Annotated in this window: 13 protein-coding genes; 9 read left to right on the forward strand and 4 right to left on the reverse strand. The window is 44.0% G+C overall.

Translation table 11 applies throughout. From position 1 onward, the window contains the following. Positions 1-829: 829 nt before the first annotated feature. The 4 genes from NST94_RS11680 (at position 830) to NST94_RS11695 (ending at position 6,582) form a co-directional block, all read left to right on the forward strand. Positions 830-2,716, forward strand: a complete 1,887-nt coding sequence (locus tag NST94_RS11680) for a glucose PTS transporter subunit IIA (RefSeq protein ID WP_036686132.1) — start codon at positions 830-832, stop codon at positions 2,714-2,716. Then, complete coding sequence (gene ptsP, locus NST94_RS11685; protein ID WP_339281997.1) at positions 2,713-4,482, forward strand: phosphoenolpyruvate--protein phosphotransferase; 1,770 nt, start codon at positions 2,713-2,715, stop codon at positions 4,480-4,482. Before NST94_RS11680 ends, ptsP begins: the two co-directional genes overlap by 4 nt. Positions 4,483-4,658: 176 nt before the next feature. Next, positions 4,659-5,189: a sigma-70 family RNA polymerase sigma factor gene (locus NST94_RS11690; protein WP_339281998.1), complete on the forward strand. Its 531-nt coding sequence runs from the start codon at positions 4,659-4,661 to the stop codon at positions 5,187-5,189. After that, positions 5,182-6,582, forward strand: a complete 1,401-nt coding sequence (locus NST94_RS11695; protein ID WP_339281999.1) for a DUF4179 domain-containing protein — start codon at positions 5,182-5,184, stop codon at positions 6,580-6,582. Before NST94_RS11690 ends, NST94_RS11695 begins: the two co-directional genes overlap by 8 nt. 91 nt (positions 6,583-6,673) lie before the next feature. On the opposite strand, the gene NST94_RS11700 is transcribed toward NST94_RS11695, so the two are convergent. After that, positions 6,674-7,198, reverse strand: coding sequence for a type 1 glutamine amidotransferase domain-containing protein (locus NST94_RS11700; protein WP_248548068.1), 525 nt, complete (start codon positions 7,196-7,198; stop codon positions 6,674-6,676). Between the two features lie 209 nt (positions 7,199-7,407). Between NST94_RS11700 and NST94_RS11705 the strand changes: the two genes are divergently transcribed. The 3 genes from NST94_RS11705 to NST94_RS11715 all read left to right on the forward strand — a co-directional run bounded on the left by NST94_RS11705 (position 7,408) and on the right by NST94_RS11715 (position 9,923). Then, complete coding sequence (locus tag NST94_RS11705) at positions 7,408-7,872, forward strand: hypothetical protein (RefSeq protein WP_076129122.1); 465 nt, start codon at positions 7,408-7,410, stop codon at positions 7,870-7,872. 252 nt (positions 7,873-8,124) lie between these two features. Next, positions 8,125-9,135 carry a catabolite control protein A gene (gene ccpA / locus NST94_RS11710; protein WP_036686140.1) on the forward strand — a complete coding sequence of 337 codons (1,011 nt, stop codon included), beginning with the start codon at positions 8,125-8,127 and terminating at the stop codon, positions 9,133-9,135. Between the two features lie 92 nt (positions 9,136-9,227). Then, on the forward strand, positions 9,228-9,923 hold the full coding sequence (locus tag NST94_RS11715; RefSeq protein ID WP_339282000.1) for a 5'-methylthioadenosine/adenosylhomocysteine nucleosidase: 696 nt from the start codon (positions 9,228-9,230) through the stop codon (positions 9,921-9,923). Between the two features lie 3 nt (positions 9,924-9,926). Here NST94_RS11715 and NST94_RS11720 read toward each other — a convergent pair whose 3' ends face one another. Then, positions 9,927-10,559 carry a GNAT family N-acetyltransferase gene (locus NST94_RS11720; RefSeq protein ID WP_248548071.1) on the reverse strand — a complete coding sequence of 211 codons (633 nt, stop codon included), beginning with the start codon at positions 10,557-10,559 and terminating at the stop codon, positions 9,927-9,929. Between the two features lie 159 nt (positions 10,560-10,718). On the opposite strand from NST94_RS11720, the gene acsA reads away from it, so the two are divergent. After that, positions 10,719-12,443, forward strand: a complete 1,725-nt coding sequence (acsA, locus tag NST94_RS11725) for an acetate--CoA ligase (RefSeq protein WP_076129125.1) — start codon at positions 10,719-10,721, stop codon at positions 12,441-12,443. Positions 12,444-12,526: 83 nt separating this feature from the next. Here the strand turns inward: acsA and NST94_RS11730 are convergent, their stop codons facing one another. After that, complete coding sequence (locus NST94_RS11730) at positions 12,527-15,442, reverse strand: transglycosylase domain-containing protein (RefSeq protein ID WP_339173536.1); 2,916 nt, start codon at positions 15,440-15,442, stop codon at positions 12,527-12,529. Between the two features lie 244 nt (positions 15,443-15,686). Next, complete coding sequence (gene rpsD, locus NST94_RS11735; protein ID WP_036686147.1) at positions 15,687-16,286, reverse strand: 30S ribosomal protein S4; 600 nt, start codon at positions 16,284-16,286, stop codon at positions 15,687-15,689. Positions 16,287-16,685: 399 nt separating this feature from the next. Between rpsD and NST94_RS11740 the strand changes: the two genes are divergently transcribed. Continuing rightward, positions 16,686-18,689: a sensor domain-containing diguanylate cyclase gene (locus NST94_RS11740; protein ID WP_339282001.1), complete on the forward strand. Its 2,004-nt coding sequence runs from the start codon at positions 16,686-16,688 to the stop codon at positions 18,687-18,689. The last annotated feature ends 82 nt before the right edge of the window (positions 18,690-18,771 follow it).

Here is an 18,771-nt window from a genome sequence, read left to right on the forward strand (position 1 = left end):
AAATAGTTGCATTTTGTACACTTAAAACGCATCAAAGATTAGATGAAGTGGGAAATCACTAAAAATAGTTGTATGAAGTGCAGTTAAAAAGGTGCTCAGAGTAACGCCGATAGGAATAGTTGCACAAAGTACACTTAAACTCAGGTGGAATTCCTAACTGTGAGTTTAGGGTGTTGGAGATAGTTAATGGGGGAGAAAAGTTCGATGTTATGAAGCGAATGCTCTGAGACCAGTTCAGATCAGACCAGATCAAATCAAATCAAATCAAATTAAATCCAATCCAATCAAATCAAATTAGGTATGCTAGTGACATCTATGGGATAGCTGCGCAAGGGAATAATTGCACTTTATACAACTAAAACGCTAAAATAGCCATCTAAATGCGAAATAGTTGCATTTTGTACACTTAAAACGCATCAAAGATTAGATGAAGTGGGAAATCACTAAAAATAGTTGTATGAAGTGCAGTTAAAAAGGTGCTCAGAGTAATGTCGATATGAATAGTTGCACTTTGTACACTTAAAATACATCAAAGATTAGATTAGGTGGGAAATCACTAAAAATAGTTGTATGAAGTGCAGTTAAAAAGGTGCTCAGAGTAACGCCGATATAAATAGTTGCACAAAGTACACTTAAACCCGATTCTGACTCTGTAGTATAGATAGCCTCACCTAAATACCAGCCGTTATATGGATACTAATGAATAAATGTTTAGTGGAATGTGAGAATATTTGTTTTAAAAATGTAACGTGAAGATCTCATGAGTTTCTTTTGACAAAAATCCCCGCAGCGCTTACCATTCAATATAGAAAGAAAGGAGAGGGTAGCCTTGAATTGGCTCGGATCATTGCAGCAATTGGGCAGAGCCATAATGCTTCCTACCATGGTACTGCCGGCGGCAGCCATTTTGCTGAGTTTGGGCAGCTTACCTTGGTCTGCATGGGGACTTTCTTCGGTGTCTGAAGTGGCTACTTACGCGGGGCAGGCAATATTTTATTATATGCCTTATTTGTTCGCTGTAGGTGTAGCATGGGGGTTATCCAATCAAGCCGGAACAGCGGGGCTTGCAGCGCTGGCTGGGATGTTCACTTACGACCGAATTGTCACCCAAATGGGAGACGGGCTTGTACAACCTGCAACACTAATCGGAATTTTGCTGGGGATCGTTGCCGGTGTCGCGCAAAACCGGTTTAAAAATATTAAGCTTCCAGAGGCGATCCAGTTTTTTGGAGGGTCGCGTTTTGTTTTGCTGTTCATGGGCTTGTTTTCTGCCGGGTTCGCATGGGTAATGTTAGGAATATCTCCGCTGCTGCAGATAGGGCTGGATAATCTTTTTCAGGGAATATTGCAGACGGGCGGGTTTGGCGTTTTTATCTATGGGGTCCTATATAGGGTTCTGACCGCTTTTGGACTACATCATATTCTTAATAATGTGTTTTGGTTTCAATTTGGGAATTTTACGACTCCTGATGGCAGTGCTGTGGTTCAGGGTGATTTGCCGCGTTTTTTTGCAGGCGATCCAACGGCTGGGATTTTTATGGCGGGGTTGTTTCCGATTATGATGTTTGCGCTGCCTGCCATTGCTTTTGCAATTATTCAGGAAGCGCGCGAGGATTTGAAGCCCAAGATTAAAAAGACTTTTGTGCGGGCGGCGTTGGTTTGTTTTCTGACCGGGGTTTCGGAGCAGATCGAATTTGCATTTTTATTTGCTTCTCCGTATTTATTCGCGGTACATACTGTAATGTCCGGTCTCGCTATGGTGCTGACCTACATGCTGGGAATCCATCACGGGTTCTCCTATTCGGCTGGAGCCATCGATTTCTTCTTGAACATGCATTTGTCACAGAGGGCTTGGCTGCTGATTCCGATTGGTATCGGCTACGGGATTGTATACTATAATTTATTTCGCTGGGCGATTCGCCGTTTTCAGATCCCGACACCGGGGCGTGAAGAAGGTTCAGAGCTTGGGGATTGGGCCGGCAATATCCCTTATCAGGCACCGCTGATCTTAGAGGCGCTTGGAGGCAAGGAGAATATTGTACAAGTGCAGTCCTGTATCACCCGTCTGCGGCTTACCGTTCATAATGACCGATATATAGATACTGGAGCGCTTAAAGGTTTAGGTTCTGCTGGGATTATCAAGCTGGGCGGCGGAAATGTCCAGGTAGTATTTGGCACGTATTCAGAACTGATCCGCGAGGAGATTAATAAGCTTATGCTTCGTGATTTACCGCAGGTGCTGTTCAGTTCGCCAATGCAGGGTAGAATGATGCCCATTGAGGAAGTGCCTGATCACATTTTTGCGGCTAAGCTAGTGGGCGATGGTGTTGCATTTTTGCCGGAAAAAGGGGAACTTACTTCACCCGTATTCGGGAAAGTCATGCACGTCTATCCTACAATGCATGCCGTGGGTATTTCGACGCCGGAAGGGTTGGAGGTACTCATGCATATAGGGATCGACACTTCACAGCTCAAGGGACCCTTTGAGGCGGTTGTAAAAGAAGGCGACAGCGTGGAGCCAGGTCAATTGCTAGTTAAATTCGACCTCGCTTATTTGCGTGAACATGCGGCCTCATTGGCTACACCGATGGTGATCACGAATCCTGATCGAGTCAAATCATGGAGCTATGCTCCATTTAAAAATGTTAAAAAGGGGCAATCATCAGTAATGTCCGTAGTCTTACACGAAAGTAACGTTGGAGGGATTGAAGGATGATACAAGGCATAGGCGCAGCAGCAGGTGTAGCTATCGGGAAGGCCTTTGTCTTGCCGAACTGGGAATGGAGCTTACCGGATACACAAGTGAACCCAGTGGATCTAGCTAAGGAGTTTGAGCGTTTATACGAAGGTATCCGTACCTCTAAGGACGAGATTGAATTCATCAAAAAAGAGTTCAGAGAAGTGGTAGGTCCGGAGGAATCGAGTATTTTTGATGCTCATCTGGCGATCTTAGATGATCCTGTGTTCATGAGTGAAATCCGCGGGATCATTGAGCGCCAGTACAAGGCGGCAGAAGTAGCTGTGAAAGAAGCGATTGATCATTTTGTAGCGATGTTTGATCTGCTAGACGATGAGTACATGAAGGAGCGGGCGGTGGATATCAAGGATGTCGGAAACCGTCTTTTAAAACATCTTTTAGGCGCTCCAGAGGTTACGTTACCATCGGATACACAGCCATATATTCTTGTTGCGAAGGAGTTGTCTCCTTCCCAGCTAGCTCACTTGAATCCAACTTATGTTCTAGGTATTGTCACCATGATGGGCGGTAAAACCTCACATTCCTCCATTATGGCTCGTGCGCTAGGCATTCCTCTTGTAGCAGGCTTGGAGAATAATCTGTCTAATCCTATTCAGACCGGGGACATGCTTGTGATCGACGGTGATACCGGATCTGTACAAATCCATCCAGATGAACTTACGATAAATGTATACGTAGCGATTCGGGATAAACAGCATAAAAAGAAAGAGCAACTGGAACTGCTCGCCACCGTGGAGGCTGTTACCAAGGATGGTGTGAACCTGCGACTTGCCGGTAATATCAGTTCAGTTAAAGAACTCAACATAGCGCTTAAGTATGGAGCTGAAGGTGTGGGTCTGTTCCGCACAGAGTTTCTTTATATGGACCGCAGATCTTTTCCAACTGAGGATGAACAATTTGAAGTGTATAAACAGGTCGTCGAGAAGGTGGGCAATAACACTGTAGTGATTCGTACGCTGGATATTGGCGGGGACAAGCAGTTGGATTATATTCAGCTGCCTGAAGAACAGAATCCTTTCCTTGGTTATCGGGCGATTCGCATCAGCTTGGATCGATTAGATATGTTCAAAACCCAGCTAAGTGCCATTCTGCGGGCAAGTGCATACGGGAATGTAAAGTTAATGTTTCCAATGATTTCTTCCGTAGAGGAAGTGCAGGCGGCAAAATTTGTTTTAGAAGAAGTGAAAGCAGAGCTGGAGCAACGAGATATCCCTTTTAACCGGAATCTTCCTGTGGGTATTATGATTGAAGTTCCAGCGGCGGTTATGATTGCTGATTTACTGGCTGAGGAAGTTGACTTTTTCAGTATCGGCACTAATGATTTGGTTCAATATGTGTTAGCGGTAGACCGTATGAATGAACAAATTGCTCATATGTATCATCCGTACCATCCAGCGGTTCTGCGTATGATCCGTATGACGGTAGAAGCGGCACGTAATGCCAAGATTGATATCAGTGTATGTGGTGAAATGGCGGCGGATGAGCGTTCTTTGCCTCTTTGGCTGGAACTGGGAATTAGAGATCTCAGCATGTCGCCGCAGGCGCTGCTGAAGGTTAAACACCGCACACTGAACACACTGGCCAAGGATGCCAAAAGAATCGCCAAAGCGTGTTTCCACCATCGTACAAGCTCAGAGACGGAAGAAATGTTAACTGCGTTTGCCCAAAAAAGTGGTCTTACACTTGGATCAAGCGGGGAACTACAGGAGAAAGCCTCATCCTAAAGTTACTGTAACTTTTATTCAATTCATAACAAGGTTCGGCATTTTTGCCGAGCCTTTTTCTTTATTTATGCCATATTTTAAAAAAACAAAACCGTTTGCCCTGCGGCGCAGTCAATACATAGAGAGTTACACAGAACCGATTTAGATATAAAGGCAAGGGGGGAGGCAGGCCGAAAATGGATCACATTATAAATGACGAAATGGAAATGGCCGCTACGGACGAAGAGCTGTTTTATGAGCAAGTGGCTGGACAGAAAAGAAAACTTTATAGCATTGCTTACAGCTATTTGCGAAATGAAGTGGATTCGCTGGAGGTTTTGCAGGAGGCCACCTGCCGTGCATGGATTAAACGAAAAAGCTTAAAAGATGCGGAACGTTTCGCTCCTTGGTTAACACGTATTTTGATTAATTGCTGTAATGATGAGCTGAAGCGCCGAAAGAGGAATACAGTCGCAGAAGCTGCTCGAAGTGATGAGGGGATCATGGAGATGAAAAGTGACCGCAGACTGGACATGGAACAAGCGCTGGATGGAGTGAAACCCAAATATCGCCAAGTGCTGGTGCTCAAATATTACAAGGATATGACCCTTGCCGAGATTGCAGAGGTGCTGGATAAACCCGAGGGCACAGTGAAGACATGGCTGAATAAAGGATTAAAACAACTGCGTGACAAAATGAAGCGGAAGGGGGAGCTATTTTATGGCTGAGTCTGAAGAGAAGCTGCTTAAAGATTATTTTCAGAAAATCGATGCGGAGGCAGAAGAAATTCTGGATGTAAAACTGGACACCGCGATCCGCAAGGGGATGCAGCAAGGGAACCGTTCACGTTTGTCTTTTAGAAAAAAGTACGCTGTTGTTGTATTGGTAGTCTTGGCATTCGCCTTACTTATAATTGTGCCTTGGGCAAATCAGATGATAAATCCCGTACGTGCGCAATTACCTCCAAAAAGCTGGGGTCAGCTTGAAGTGTTTAGACCCGTTATTGCTAATAATCTGACGATTAAATCAGCACTTGATGCGGGGATGATGAAGGAGGTAAATATCTCTTCTCCTGAGGTGGATGGGATAACTTGGACTGTTAATGGAATCATTGCAGACCGGAGAGGCATTGCAGTACTTTATACAATCCAGAACAATACGGATCAGAAGATGCGTCTTTTTGGCTTGTCTTTGAAAAAGACTCCAGAGGATAAATACCACCTTAGTGGATACAGCGGGTTTAGCACTTCTAATGCACAAGAGGTTGGGTCCCCTGGGACGACTCGTATGTATGAGCAAATCGTCTGGGATAAATATCAGGATGAGATACCAGAGGAGTTGAATATCACATTATCGCTTTTTCCAGATGCTCTTGGTCAAGTTTTTAATAACAAGGATATAAAAGAAATGGGTGTCAAAATTCCACTGGAAGCTGATAACAATTATTTTGAAGGAGAACTCGTTGATCTGAAGGATAGTCTGTCTATCGGCGGACAGAAAATTATAATGGACCAGGTTTATATTGGGCCTACGGGTATTTATATGCGACAAACCTTTGGCAGAGAGAATACAATGAGGATTTTCAGTTTGCTTTCACCTAAGCTTGTCCTCGGAAAAGGGGATCATCAAGAGGAACTAATGTGGGCAAGTGGTTCGAATATTTACCACAATGACAATATGAGACCCGATGATCCAATCAAACTTGAAGTTGAGGGAATCTCTGCTCTAGATCAATCGGAGGTCGAACTTGTGATTAATACGGAAACACAGCAGATTTTAAAGGCACCGGATAACTATCTCACGATTTCTAAACGGACCGCGGATGAGGAGAAGGGGATTATATTATTGGATTTATTGATTCCCAAAAAAGTTGAGGAGTTGCATGAAGCAACCGGTTTTGGGATAGACGATAATTTTGTGGATAGTGCTGGAAGCGGACATTGGCTTGTACATGATTCTGAGGGTTATTCTAGATATAGAGAATACCGTGAGGACGCTAAGGGAACTACAATAACTTATTATCTTAACGTAGGCAAAGAAAAGCTGCCTCAACCTTTGACTTTTAGGTTTACAAATTATCCAAATATGATCATGGAGACGGATTCCATGCGGATTAGATAACCATCTGGATTTTAAACGCCTCAAATCAAAAGCCCTGTTCCTCAAATTGTGAGAAACAGGGCTTGTTTGATTTTAACTATATTCCTACTGTTTATTCCCCAGCTAGTGCATCGCAAAAGGCTTTGCCGTATGGCGGAAGATCTGGCGGGCGGCGAGCAGAAATGATATGTCCATCCGTAACTACAGCTTCATCCTTCCAGATGGCTCCGGCATTCTCCATGTCATCACGGATACCTGGCGTGGAGGTGACGGTTACACCTTTCAGAATTTTAGCGGAAATTAATACCCAGCCTGCATGGCAGATCTGCCCAATTGGTTTTTTAGCCGCATTAAAATCCTGTACGAGCTTTAGAACGGCACTGTATCTACGGATTTTATCAGGAGCCCAGCCGCCTGGAACCAAAATCCCATCATAATCTGCGGCATTAAGCTCGTCCCAGGAGTATTCTGCTTTAGCAGGTACGCCATATTTACCGATGTACGTCTTATCTTTTTCCAGACCTGCCAAGTGAACCTCGGCACCTTCTTCTCTCACCCGATACACGGGATACCAGAGCTCCAAATCTTCAAATTCATCGTCTACGAGTGCTATGACCTTTTTACCGGCTAGTCTCATTTAGTTAAGCTCCTTTCGATTCCCATGATTCTTTCATTATTCTATCAAATTTAAAATAAGAAGTCATCTTTAGGGATGTAAATTATAGACAAATTGCCAATTTAATCATTATATGCAATAAAGGAGGGTTTTAATCGAGTGGAGTCGAATATAGAAGTTGAAAAAGTCAAACTTTGTGCGTTATTAATTTTGTGCAAGAGGTGTAGAAGATGTATAAAGATAATTTGATGGAGAAGTTGTGCAGTTGTGGTGGCCTCATGAACTTACATATGCATTCTTTGATTTTTAATACGAAGATGAAGATTACTCATGTTCCTGTCTATACCTGCCCAGAATGCGCTAGTTATGAACCTTTGCAGTTTATTAAAGCAGATCTAGGCAAATTAGTAAAAGAACTCAGTGGAGATGATCCGGGAAAAGATTTTTTGTTTACGGAGAGAAATGAATTGGCCAGTGTATTAAAAGAATCCTTGTCAGAAACTATAATAGGGGGAATATCAGAACTAGAGACGATAATCCGAGAGAGGATTCAGACCCGAGTCGATATGCTTCTCGATATCTATCGTTTAGCTGAGAAGCTGTCAGACCAGCATTGGATGGAAGAAACTAGTCGAAGATTGTCTCAATTAACCTTCCAAATGACTGAAAATGAAGATTATAAAAAAATTGTGTGAAAATAATGAAAATTTTTCACGGAATGTTGGATTTTTCACTCACTTTTTGTTACGATAGATAGAAGTTACATTATTGATGCTCTTGGACAGGTTAACCAGCACTGGTCACAATTTTAATCCAGGGTGACGTTTTCAGCCTTGAAAGAAATTTTGAAAGGAAAATGAAGCGTTATCATTGCACAAATGTACAAAGTGTCGTATCATATTTTTAATTAGTCGAACGATAAAATTTATCGCAATGGAGAGAGTAATTTGACGGTAACCATTTACGATGTAGCTCGAGAAGCAGGCGTATCTATGGCTACGGTATCACGGGTTGTGAATAATAACCCTAACGTGAAACCGCAGACCCGGAAGAAAGTTTTTGAAGCGATTGAACGTTTGGGATATCGTCCCAATGCCGTGGCAAGAGGTCTTGCCAGTAAGAAAACGACAACCGTTGGGGTTGTCATCCCTGATATTTCAAACTCGATTTTTGCAGAAATTGCACGCGGGATTGAAGATATCGCGAACATGTATCATTACAATATCATATTGTGTAACGCGGATAAGCGTAAAGAGAAAGAAATTCGTGTCATTAATACCCTTTTGGAGAAACAGGTCGATGGTCTGCTCTTCATGGGTGGTACAGTAACTGACGAACATATTCAAGCTTTCCAGACTTCTGCAGTTCCGATTGTTCTATGTGCTACACGGGATGAGAAAGGAACTTATCCTTCCGTTGACATCGATCATGAAACCGCTGCTTTTGATGCTGTGAACACATTGATTCGTCACGGTCATCGTGAGATCGCTATGATCAGTGGCACACTGCAGGATCCTGCAAATGGATATGCACGTTTCCATGGTTACAAGAAAGCATTGGAACAGGCAGGAATCGAGTACCAAGAGGATTTGGTACGCATCGGTAACTACCGCTATGAATCTGGTGTAGAAGCAATGAAGTATTTCCTTGGACTCAAGAAGAAACCAACCGCTATTTTTGCGGCAACGGATGAAATGGCTATTGGTGCCATTCACAGTATTCAAGATGAAGGTCTGAAGGTACCGGATGATTTCTCCATCATTAGTGTGGATAATATTCGTATGGCTTCGATGGTTCGTCCTTTGCTAACAACTGTAGCTCAGCCTATGTACGATTTGGGTGCAGTTGCGATGAGACTTTTGACCAAGCTTATGAAGAAAGAAACCGTTGAGAATCCGCGGGTTATCCTGCCTCATGAAACGATTCTCCGCTTGTCGGTTAATCATCTGAATAAGTAATTTAAGAACTGAACAGTTATTCCGTAAAAAGCTCCTTATGGAGCTTTTTATGTTTTTATTTGCTAAATAAATCATCAAAGGAGGTATTTACTGTGAGTGAAATCATCGGATTAATCGGAGCGATGGATGAAGAAATCAAGCTGCTTCTAGAGGGTATGGAGGACAAGCGGACAAAAGTTAAAGCAGGTATACAATATTACATAGGAAACATATTAGGAAAATCCGTAGTGCTCTGTAAATCTGGCGTGGGTAAAGTAAATGCAGCAGTTACGACTCAGATTCTAATTGATAATTTTGGCGTATCCCGTGTGCTGTTTACGGGGGTTGCTGGAGCAGTACATCCTGAATTGAATATTGGAGATATTGTTATATCATCTACATGTATACAACATGACATGGATGCTACGAGGCTTGGGTTCGCAAGAGGCGAAATTCCTTATCAGGAGACTTCCGTCTTCCAGGCAGACCCTGAGCTAGTACAGCTTGCTGAGAAGGCATGCAATGAGCTAGGTCAAAAGTACTTGATAGGCAAGGTGTTATCTGGTGATCAATTCATTTCTAATGCGGAGATTGTAGCTGAATTAAGAGAGCAAATGGAGGGGGCTTGTGTGGAAATGGAAGGGGCGGCGGTTGCCCAAGTCTGTCATATGAACGCCACGCCCTTTGTCATCATTCGCTCCATGTCAGATAAGTCTGATGGATCAGCTGAGGTGAATTTCAGGGAATTTACAGTACAATCTTCACAACGCTCGCATTCCATATTAGAATTTATGCTGCAGCATATTTAATGCTCAATACATGAAGCGTTGTCTAAAACGTACTCTGTCAAAGGTCTCCTGAGAGGACATGGGCACCTCTTGTCCAATGCGAACCATTAGGCAGTTAGCGGGATGTGAACAAATTTCTGGATCATCCGTAGCATACCAAACCATATTAACCGTCTTCATCAGCCGTTCCATCATTTGGCGATAGGCCCATACGTCCAGCCCACTGCCTTTTAAATCCCAGTGCCAGTAATACTCTGTTGTAAAAACAATACAATTCTCCAATTGCTCCCGCTCAAAAGCAGTAGAAATCAGCAGCCGGCCTAGTCCGGCCCCTCTATAATCATTACTCACCTCTATCGCTCCAAGCTCAATAAGATCCTCCATCCCACCCTGTGACCATAACTCCATTTCATCTGGATAATGGAAGGTCACATAGCCTACTATAACGTCATTCTCTACTGCGGTAATTACACGGCCCTCTGGCAAGCTGGCGATCTCTACGAGCGCCTCTTGCTGCTCTAATGGCCTGCGGAAAGCATCAAGGTCCTGATGCATATGCAGGACTTCAAGGTCCTCGGGAGATCGGGGTCCGCTCACAGTTATCGTTCTACCCATATAGGAGAGAGTATGGGAAATAGGGATTTTGCGATGCTCCATGACAGTGCTCCTTTCAGATCAAAAAAATGGTATGTAAACGCTTGCTATGGTATACTAATTCAGACATAAAAAATTCACATTCATTGCATTGACATCATTATTTAAAACATGAGTCTTACCCTTAAAGCTTAAATCAAACGAGTGAGGGAGGCAAGAGTGATGGGTCAAGTCCATAGCGAAATTTTGCCGGGTCGTGTGCAGAGCTCCAATATGTCTGATTATGCGGAGGCAGTAGCCAATTTTGAGTGGGAGGATGTTGAACGTAATTTCTCATGGTATGAAACCGGCAAGGTTAATATGGCCTATGAAGCCGTTGATCGCCATGTGGATGAAGGGCGGGGAGCGGCAACGGCCCTACTCTACAGTGACACTGTACGGGAAGAATCCTATACATTTGCCGATCTGCAGGAGCGGTCGAACCGGTTCGGAAATGTATTGCGTAAATATGGCATCGGTAAAGGAGATAGGGTATTTATTTTTATGCCTCGCCAACCGGAACTGTATTTCAGTCTGCTAGGTATTCTCAAAATCGGAGCCATAGCAGGACCCTTATTTGAAGCCTTTATGGAAACAGCAGTTAAGGATCGTTTGGAGGATAGTGGGGCTGTTGCGCTGGTAACTACGCCAGAATTGCTGCATCGGGTCAAGCGAGAAGAGCTTCCTGAGCTGCGTCATATTTTTCTAGTAGGTGGAGCAACTGATATTGAGCAAGGAAACTTAGGATTCGCAGAAGAGATGGCTAACGTTTCTGCTGATCTTAATTTAGAATGGCTTGATTTGGACGATGGCCTTATTATGCATTATACTTCTGGTTCTACAGGTAAGCCCAAAGGCGTTTATCATGTGCATAGAGCAATGATTCAACATTATTATACAGGTAGAGTAGTGCTAGATCTACGTCAAGACGATATATACTGGTGTACGGCAGATCCTGGCTGGGTGACCGGAACTTCATACGGCATATTTGCCCCTTGGTTAAACGGGGTGACCAATGTAGTCAGAGGCGGCCGCTTTAGTCCTCAGGATTGGTATAAGACAATCGAACGGAATAAGGTATCTGTATGGTACAGCGCACCTACAGCTTTTCGTATGTTGATGGGTGCAGGGGAGCACTCTTTACAGGGGATTGATTTAAGCAGTTTGCGCCATGTTCTATCGGTTGGTGAACCGTTAAATCCGGAAGTGGTACGTTGGGGAGATAAATTTTACAATCAGCGTATTCATGATACTTGGTGGATGACTGAAACAGGGGCACAATTGATTTGTAATTATCCGTCAATGGATATCAAACCAGGCTCGATGGGCCGTCCGTTACCGGGGATTGAAGCAGCGATTCTGGATGACCGGGGAAATGTTCTCCCGCCTTTTTCTATGGGGAATCTTGCGATAAAAACTCCGTGGCCATCCATGATGAAAACGATCTGGAACAATCAGACGAAGTATGAGGAATATTTCCGGATTCCTGGCTGGTACATTTCTGGCGATTCAGCTTATATGGATGACGAAGGATACTTCTGGTTTCAGGGACGAATTGATGATGTCATCAACTCTTCTGGTGAGCGTATTGGTCCATTTGAAGTGGAAAGCAAATTAGTGGAGCATCCGGCAGTGGCAGAAGCGGGTGTAATCGGCAAACCGGATCTTGTGCGGGGGGAGATTATTAAGGCTTTTATCTCGCTTAGAGAAGGTTATACTCCAACTGCTGCCTTGAAAGAGGAGATCGCCGCTTTTGTCAAAGCGGGTCTGTCTGCACATGCTGCCCCGCGAGAAATCGAGTTTAAGGATAAACTTCCGAAGACACGATCAGGTAAAATTATGCGGCGTGTACTGAAGGCATGGGAGCTGCATCTACCGACAGGAGATCTATCCACGATTGAGGATTAGAATGAATTGTAAAAAAACACCGTTCCCGGATGAATTCATGGGAACGGTGTTTTGCTGTGTAAATTTATTTAATGATCTTTGGGTTAACGTGTCCCTGCATTATTACCTGCTGTGGTATTATTACTGCCCCCAGTACTGTTACCTCCGCCGACTGGTGTTTCCGTCGGTAGTAGCGGGAGAATGTTACCTGGATCCTCAATAATGTCTCCTGGTGTCGTCTCAGGCTCTGTAGGCGCCTCTGTACCAGGTTGTTGATCAGGTGTAGGAGTTGCTTCTGGTGTTGGTGTAATCCCTCCAGCAACGCTGCCAGAAGCCGTCTCATTACCTGCAACATCCACGGCGGTTACATAAAAGGTTGCATTAGCACTTGCAGGTGTACCCGGTGTGAATACCTTGTTCTCATCTGCCATGAGTATAGATTGCTTCTGGAAAGAACCTCCGTTTAATGAACGATATAAGCGGTATCCCACAACATCTGCCGAGCTGCTAGCGGAGAAGCTGATGACCGCTTTACCAGTGCTATAAGAGACGTTAACATTTCCGGGAGCAGCAGGGGAAGCCCCATCGTCCACACGTGGATCAACTTCTGTTGGAAAATCCGTCTTGGCATCGGCTGGCATATAATACTCCAGTGATTTATGATCCTTCATCTTAGGGAAGGCAGCCAGGAGTTCTTTGACTAATTCCTGTATCGGCTTCTCACGTTTAACGACGATTTTTTCCTTTAGGAACTCCTCTGGAGTGCCTTCCAACGGGATATAATTGACGCCTTTGTAAGTAATATACTTGGCTTTGGAAATCCCGTCGTCGCTCTCTTTTGGCACATATTTTGTATTAAATATATCCGTTGTGAATTTATCAGTCAGGGATGTCGGCAATTTGCCGCTATATGCGGAAACTGTCTTTTTGATAATTCCCTCAGGTTGTGCAAATTTGTCTGTGACGAATAGTTCCGGCTGCTTATCAATGACAGCATTCAACACTTTTGCCCATAATGTTTGGGCTTGACGTTTTTGTGTATCTCCCGTAAGAGTGTTGATTTGCTCTTTATAGCCGACCCACATTCCCAGTGTGACATCAGGAGTGTAGCCCATAAACCATACGTCTCCATAATTCTGGGTAGATCCAGTCTTACCGACAATCGGAATTTCTTTAGAGTGTTTATATTCTCTTTTTACTGTGCTGGCTGTACCCTCTGTAATTACAGTTCGCAGCATATCTGTCATTAGGTAAGCTGTTTGCTTAGAGAATACTTGCTCAGGATTAACCTTGTGCTGATAGATAATTTTGCCCTCTGAATTGACGATTTTCTCAATCATGTAGGCATCATTAAAAGCTCCTTGGTTACCGATAGCGGAATAGGCATTGGTTAACTCTTCTACGGATACTCCGTATTTCAGACCGCCTATAACCCCAGTCTGCGCGCTGTAATCATCATCTGTGAGGGTGGTGATCCCCAGCTTTTTAGTAAAGGCCCAAGATTTCTCTATTCCGACCTTTTCATTAAACAGCTTAAGCGCAGGCAAGTTGAGCGATTTGTTAAGTGCGTAACGGGCAGTGACCAGACCTTGATAGCGATTGTTGGCATTCTTAGGAATGTGGAATCCTTTTCCGCCGTCTTTTAGAATAATTGGCGCGTCATCCACAATCCCGGCAGGCTGAATCAGCCCTGCATCTAAGGCTGGTAAATAAGCTGAAATTGGCTTCATAGTCGATCCGGGCTGACGGATCATTTGGGTAGCATAATTCATCTGCTCAATATTGAAGTCGCGACCCTCAATCATGCCGAGAATGGCTCCGCTTTTGTTGTCGATTAACATGCCAGCCGTTTGTTCCATACCTTTGGTTTTGCTGTCTTTAGTAAAATTATTGCTGTCTTCTGAGACACTATGCATTGCATTGTAAACTTTTTTATCAATGGTTGTGTAGACTCGATAACCGCCGGTCATGAGCTGCTGTCTTGCTTCCTCAAGTAACACGGCATTGTCAGTAGTGCTATTGGCATCCGTTGTGCCATTTTTCTCTTCATTCAATGATAGAAGGATCTCGGATGCTTTACGCTCAGTCTCCATCATCAGATATGGATAGGTAGCATAGGCTTTTTTGGTGTGCGGCGCCAGAGAACTCTTGATATCAAATTGAAGGGCTTCATCATATTGAGAGGTAGTGATCTTATTCTCCTCAAGCATACGACGAAGTACAAGATGTTGACGGTCCATAGCTCTGTTGAAAGCTTTTTCGTTGAATTCACCTATGCCATTAAATGCAGAATAAGTGGAAGGGAGCTGCGGAAGACCAGCCAAATAAGCTGCTTGAGCCACGTTCAATTTGTCCAGATCGTCTAGACCGAATATCCCTTTGGCTGCTGCTTTAATTCCGAATACATTGTAGCCATTCGAACCATTGCCGAAAGGAACCTTATTCAGATAAGCCGTTAATATTTCTTGTTTGGTCAAGAAGCGTTCCAATCTAAGAGAAAGTAGAATTTCTTTTACTTTGCGATCTTCTGTCCGATCCAGATTCAGGAATACACGTCTTGCGAGCTGCTGGGTGAGTGTACTGCCTCCGGTCTGAACGGATTCATTGAGAAGCTTTTGTTTGACGGCACGCAAGGTGCCTTTGAAATCCACGCCATTATGCTCATTAAAATTATTGTCCTCTATAGCGAGAACTGCATCGATAATAAGCTGGGGGATATCGTTGAATTCAATGAGCCTTCGGTCTTCTTCTGTCCGAAGCTGGCCGATCGGTGCGCCGTCTCGGAAATAAGCGAATCCGGTGATCGCATTTTGACTGACCTGCTGCTGAATCATTTCTTCGGAGCGAACAGGTTCATCCTTCACAATGGAAGCGACATAGCCTGCTACAGCACCACCGGCAAATAGAACGCCTATTATTCCAAGAATAAACATCCACTTAACTACAGAACCGAACCTGCTTAGGGCGGATCTGCGGGGTGAAGGCTTCTTAGCGTTTTTTTTCTTGTTCTCTTGAGCCATCGACGATAATTCCTCCTTTTAACGGAATTATTATAGCATAAATTGGCGTTTATGAATGCGCTTCTACCTGATTCTCATGGTCTTAAGATTCGACTTTTGTGCAAAAATTATAAATAAAGTAATTTAGGGTATGATTTGCGGAAGCGAAACCTTTTACCAACGGCATGGAATTTAGGATATTGACATAACAAAAAGCCCCCGGATTAATCCGGAGGCTTCGGTCATACCCGCTAAAAGCGAGATATTAACGGTTGTAGAACTCGACGATTTGTTTCTCATCGATATCCTGGGAAAGCTCGGAACGTTCTGGCAAACGAATATATTTACCTTCGAAAGATCCTTCAGCATATTCCAGGTAAGCTGGAAGGTGGTTACGGTTAGCAAGAGCTTCTTTAATGGAAGCCATGCCTTGGCTCTTCTCGCGAAGACCGATAACGTCGCCCAAGCTTACACGGTAAGAAGCGATGTCGACTTTTTTGCCGTTTACAGTTACGTGTCCGTGGGATACCAACTGACGTGCTCCAGCACGGGAGTTAGCAAATCCAAGACGGTAAACTAGGTTGTCCAAGCGGCTTTCAAGCAAGAACATGAAGTTTTCGCCCGCAAGACCTGGAAGTTTTTGTGCTTTAGCGAAGAGAGTACGGAATTGTTTCTCTCCCAAGCCGTACATGTGACGCAGTTTTTGTTTTTCCAAAAGCTGCATTCCGTAGTTACTTACTTTTCTGCGTTGGTTAGCGCCGTGTTGTCCTGGTGGGAAAGGGCGTTTCAGGTCTTTGCCTGTACCGCTAAGGGAAATGCCCAGACGGCGGCTGAGTTTGAATTTAGGTCCGGTGTAACGTGCCATGTTATAGTAGACTCCTTTATATTTGAAATTTCAGGTTAGGGCTCTATTTGCGCCGCATTTCGTATCCGTGATTAGCATTATTGGCTTCCACACTACCAGGGAAGTTCAGCCGCTGCCCTGGCAGTAACGAAATGCGTGAGGGTGACACAACGTTACGCCCAAGTAAGACTTGTTACAGTCTTGTTCAACAATAAATATTATATGAAAGTAGCATATAAAGTCAAGCGCATATTAAAAGAGTTTTTGTCATTCTTTGTCGTTAGTTCTTTGGTCCTAAAAAAAATCCCGGAAATAAGGAAAATATAATGCAATACACAAAGAAAGGGAGTAAAATATAGTTAATTAGATGTTAATTGGGAAGGTTTTTTTCTTAATTGAGAAGCAAAGGGGATCTTCGTTATGTCAGAACAGAAAGCATACGCTTCTCAAGACAGTCGTATGCTGATACAGGACAAATTGCACGCTAGTAGAGATTCCGAAGATCCCACCGCCTGGCTTAGGGAAACGGAAATAGTGTCCCATGACTTCCCATATTTGGCCAATCTGATTGCAGACAGCTTCGAGGAATGGATCGATGGGCTAGAGGCTCTACCATTCGCTAAATCATGGGATTGGTGTGTGCTGAATTTTGAAGGCAGATATTTTGCTAATATTGCCGATCAGCAAGAACGATGGAGGCACCAATGGGAGCAAGCGGCTGCAGCTAGTTTACTTTCTGGCACAACCTCATCTGTTCAACTTACGGTGCAGGGTCAGGATATGAGCTTTTTTACTATACCGCTCATCACTCGCGTTGACAAAGAAATTTTTGCCTTCCTGGGTTGTGCTATGCCGACACAACAATATTTAATGGGTGGACGAGATACTGCTGAGGCTATATCTTTGCAGTACCGGACCATATTCTATCATAAGTTTGAACATATTTTTGTAACTGATCTTGCGAGTGTTCATCAACATGCAGAACGTGAGAGCAATCGCCGCTCCTTGTTATTTCAGATCGTTCAGCGGATGCATGACAATATTGATGTGAACGCTGTGCTTACGGAGGTTATAGATAGCATTTCTGCAATGTACCCTGGTGCCAGGCTTGAGCTGTTTATGTCGCAAGATCACCGCAGCACTCATCCGCAGGTCAAACCTTTACCGTTTCAGATGTCCAGTGATGATGTCTGCGCTAGAGCATTTAAAGACGGCCGTGTTGCTCTGAACACCAATACTGAAGATCAACATATTGTAGAAATTGGTCTTCCGCTAGGCGGGAAGCAAGGGGTTTATGGCGTATTCCACATGGTGATGGATAACTCGATCTTTATGGATGTAGATTTACGGTTTCTCTCGATGGTGGCGGATACCGCAGGTACTGCCTTTGAGAATGCCAAGCTGTATGAACGCTCCAATCAGCTCATTCGTGAGCTGCGTATGAGTAACGAACTTACACAACGGCTGAATCAGAGCTTGCGTTTAGGGGATATTTTTCAATTTGCGTTTGAAGAGCTGTTGGAAATGTTTGGTGCAGACTACTGCTGTATTTTACATATGAACGAAGAAAAGGGCGGGCTAGAGGTTATTGCTTGCAATCATTCCTCCTTGCAAAATGAAATTTTAGAAGTAGGACAAGGTTTAGGCGGGAAGGTCTATACTACTGGGGAATCATTAATCATGTCTAACTACATAGATAATCCTAATACTACTTCTCGTTTAATGAATGCTACCGGGTCGCAGTCGCTGATTGCCACACCTTTAAGTGTAGGTGGTGAAGTGCGTGGTGCTATCATGTTGGCGCATCGCGATGCCCATTATTTCTCTTATGACAATTACAGATTGCTTCAAGCGATGGCGGGACACATTGGACTAGCTGTAGGGAACGCAAGGCTGCATGCCGAAGTTAGACGTTTAGCGAACAGAGATAGCCTAACTGGACTTTATGCTCGTCATTATCTGGACGAAGAAATAAAGGAACGGCAGTCTAAAGATTTTTGCGGTTGCTTAATTGTTGTGGATATCGATCAGTTCAAGATGGTGAATGATACCTATGGTCATCAAAAGGGCGACAAGATCTTAAAAGAGGTCAGTGAAATTGTGAAGTCCTCCATCCGTCAAGGGGATATTGCTGCGAGGTGGGGTGGAGAAGAACTGTCGGTCTATTTACCATTAATGGGAGTAGAACAGGCAGTAAATGTGGCTGAACGTATTCGTAAGCGAGTGATGAATGAGACCGAACCTAATGTAACAGTGTCCTGCGGTATAGCAGAATGGAGCTGGATGGACGAACGTGTAAGCGTCGAATCCCTGTTCTATCGAGCAGATATGGCACTGTATAAAGCTAAGAACAATGGGCGTAACCAGGTGATCGTTGACACTAAAGAGAATGGCGGCGGTGTGAAGGGATTGCCTCATAAGTAAAAAAAGATAGCAGAGCAGCGGTTCTCCCGTTATTGGAGAGTCGCTGCTTTTAGTTTTGGCAGATGGCTGGTTGCTTCGACTG

The sequence above is a fragment of the Paenibacillus sp. FSL H8-0282 genome (genome assembly GCF_037963825.1).
Lineage (GTDB): Bacteria > Bacillota > Bacilli > Paenibacillales > Paenibacillaceae > Paenibacillus_AQ > Paenibacillus_AQ odorifer.

Coding starts and splice junctions, on each gene's coding strand:
- ptsP (WP_339281997.1), top strand. CDS start 2,713: ATGATACAAGGCATAGGCGCAGCAGCAGGTGTAGCTATCGGGAAGGCC.
- NST94_RS11690 (WP_339281998.1), top strand. CDS start 4,659: ATGGATCACATTATAAATGACGAAATGGAAATGGCCGCTACGGACGAA.
- NST94_RS11695 (WP_339281999.1), top strand. CDS start 5,182: ATGGCTGAGTCTGAAGAGAAGCTGCTTAAAGATTATTTTCAGAAAATC.
- NST94_RS11700 (WP_248548068.1), bottom strand. CDS start 7,198: ATGAGACTAGCCGGTAAAAAGGTCATAGCACTCGTAGACGATGAATTT.
- NST94_RS11705 (WP_076129122.1), top strand. CDS start 7,408: ATGTATAAAGATAATTTGATGGAGAAGTTGTGCAGTTGTGGTGGCCTC.
- NST94_RS11720 (WP_248548071.1), bottom strand. CDS start 10,559: ATGGAGCATCGCAAAATCCCTATTTCCCATACTCTCTCCTATATGGGT.
- acsA (WP_076129125.1), top strand. CDS start 10,719: ATGGGTCAAGTCCATAGCGAAATTTTGCCGGGTCGTGTGCAGAGCTCC.
- NST94_RS11730 (WP_339173536.1), bottom strand. CDS start 15,442: ATGGCTCAAGAGAACAAGAAAAAAAACGCTAAGAAGCCTTCACCCCGC.
- rpsD (WP_036686147.1), bottom strand. CDS start 16,286: ATGGCACGTTACACCGGACCTAAATTCAAACTCAGCCGCCGTCTGGGC.
- NST94_RS11740 (WP_339282001.1), top strand. CDS start 16,686: ATGTCAGAACAGAAAGCATACGCTTCTCAAGACAGTCGTATGCTGATA.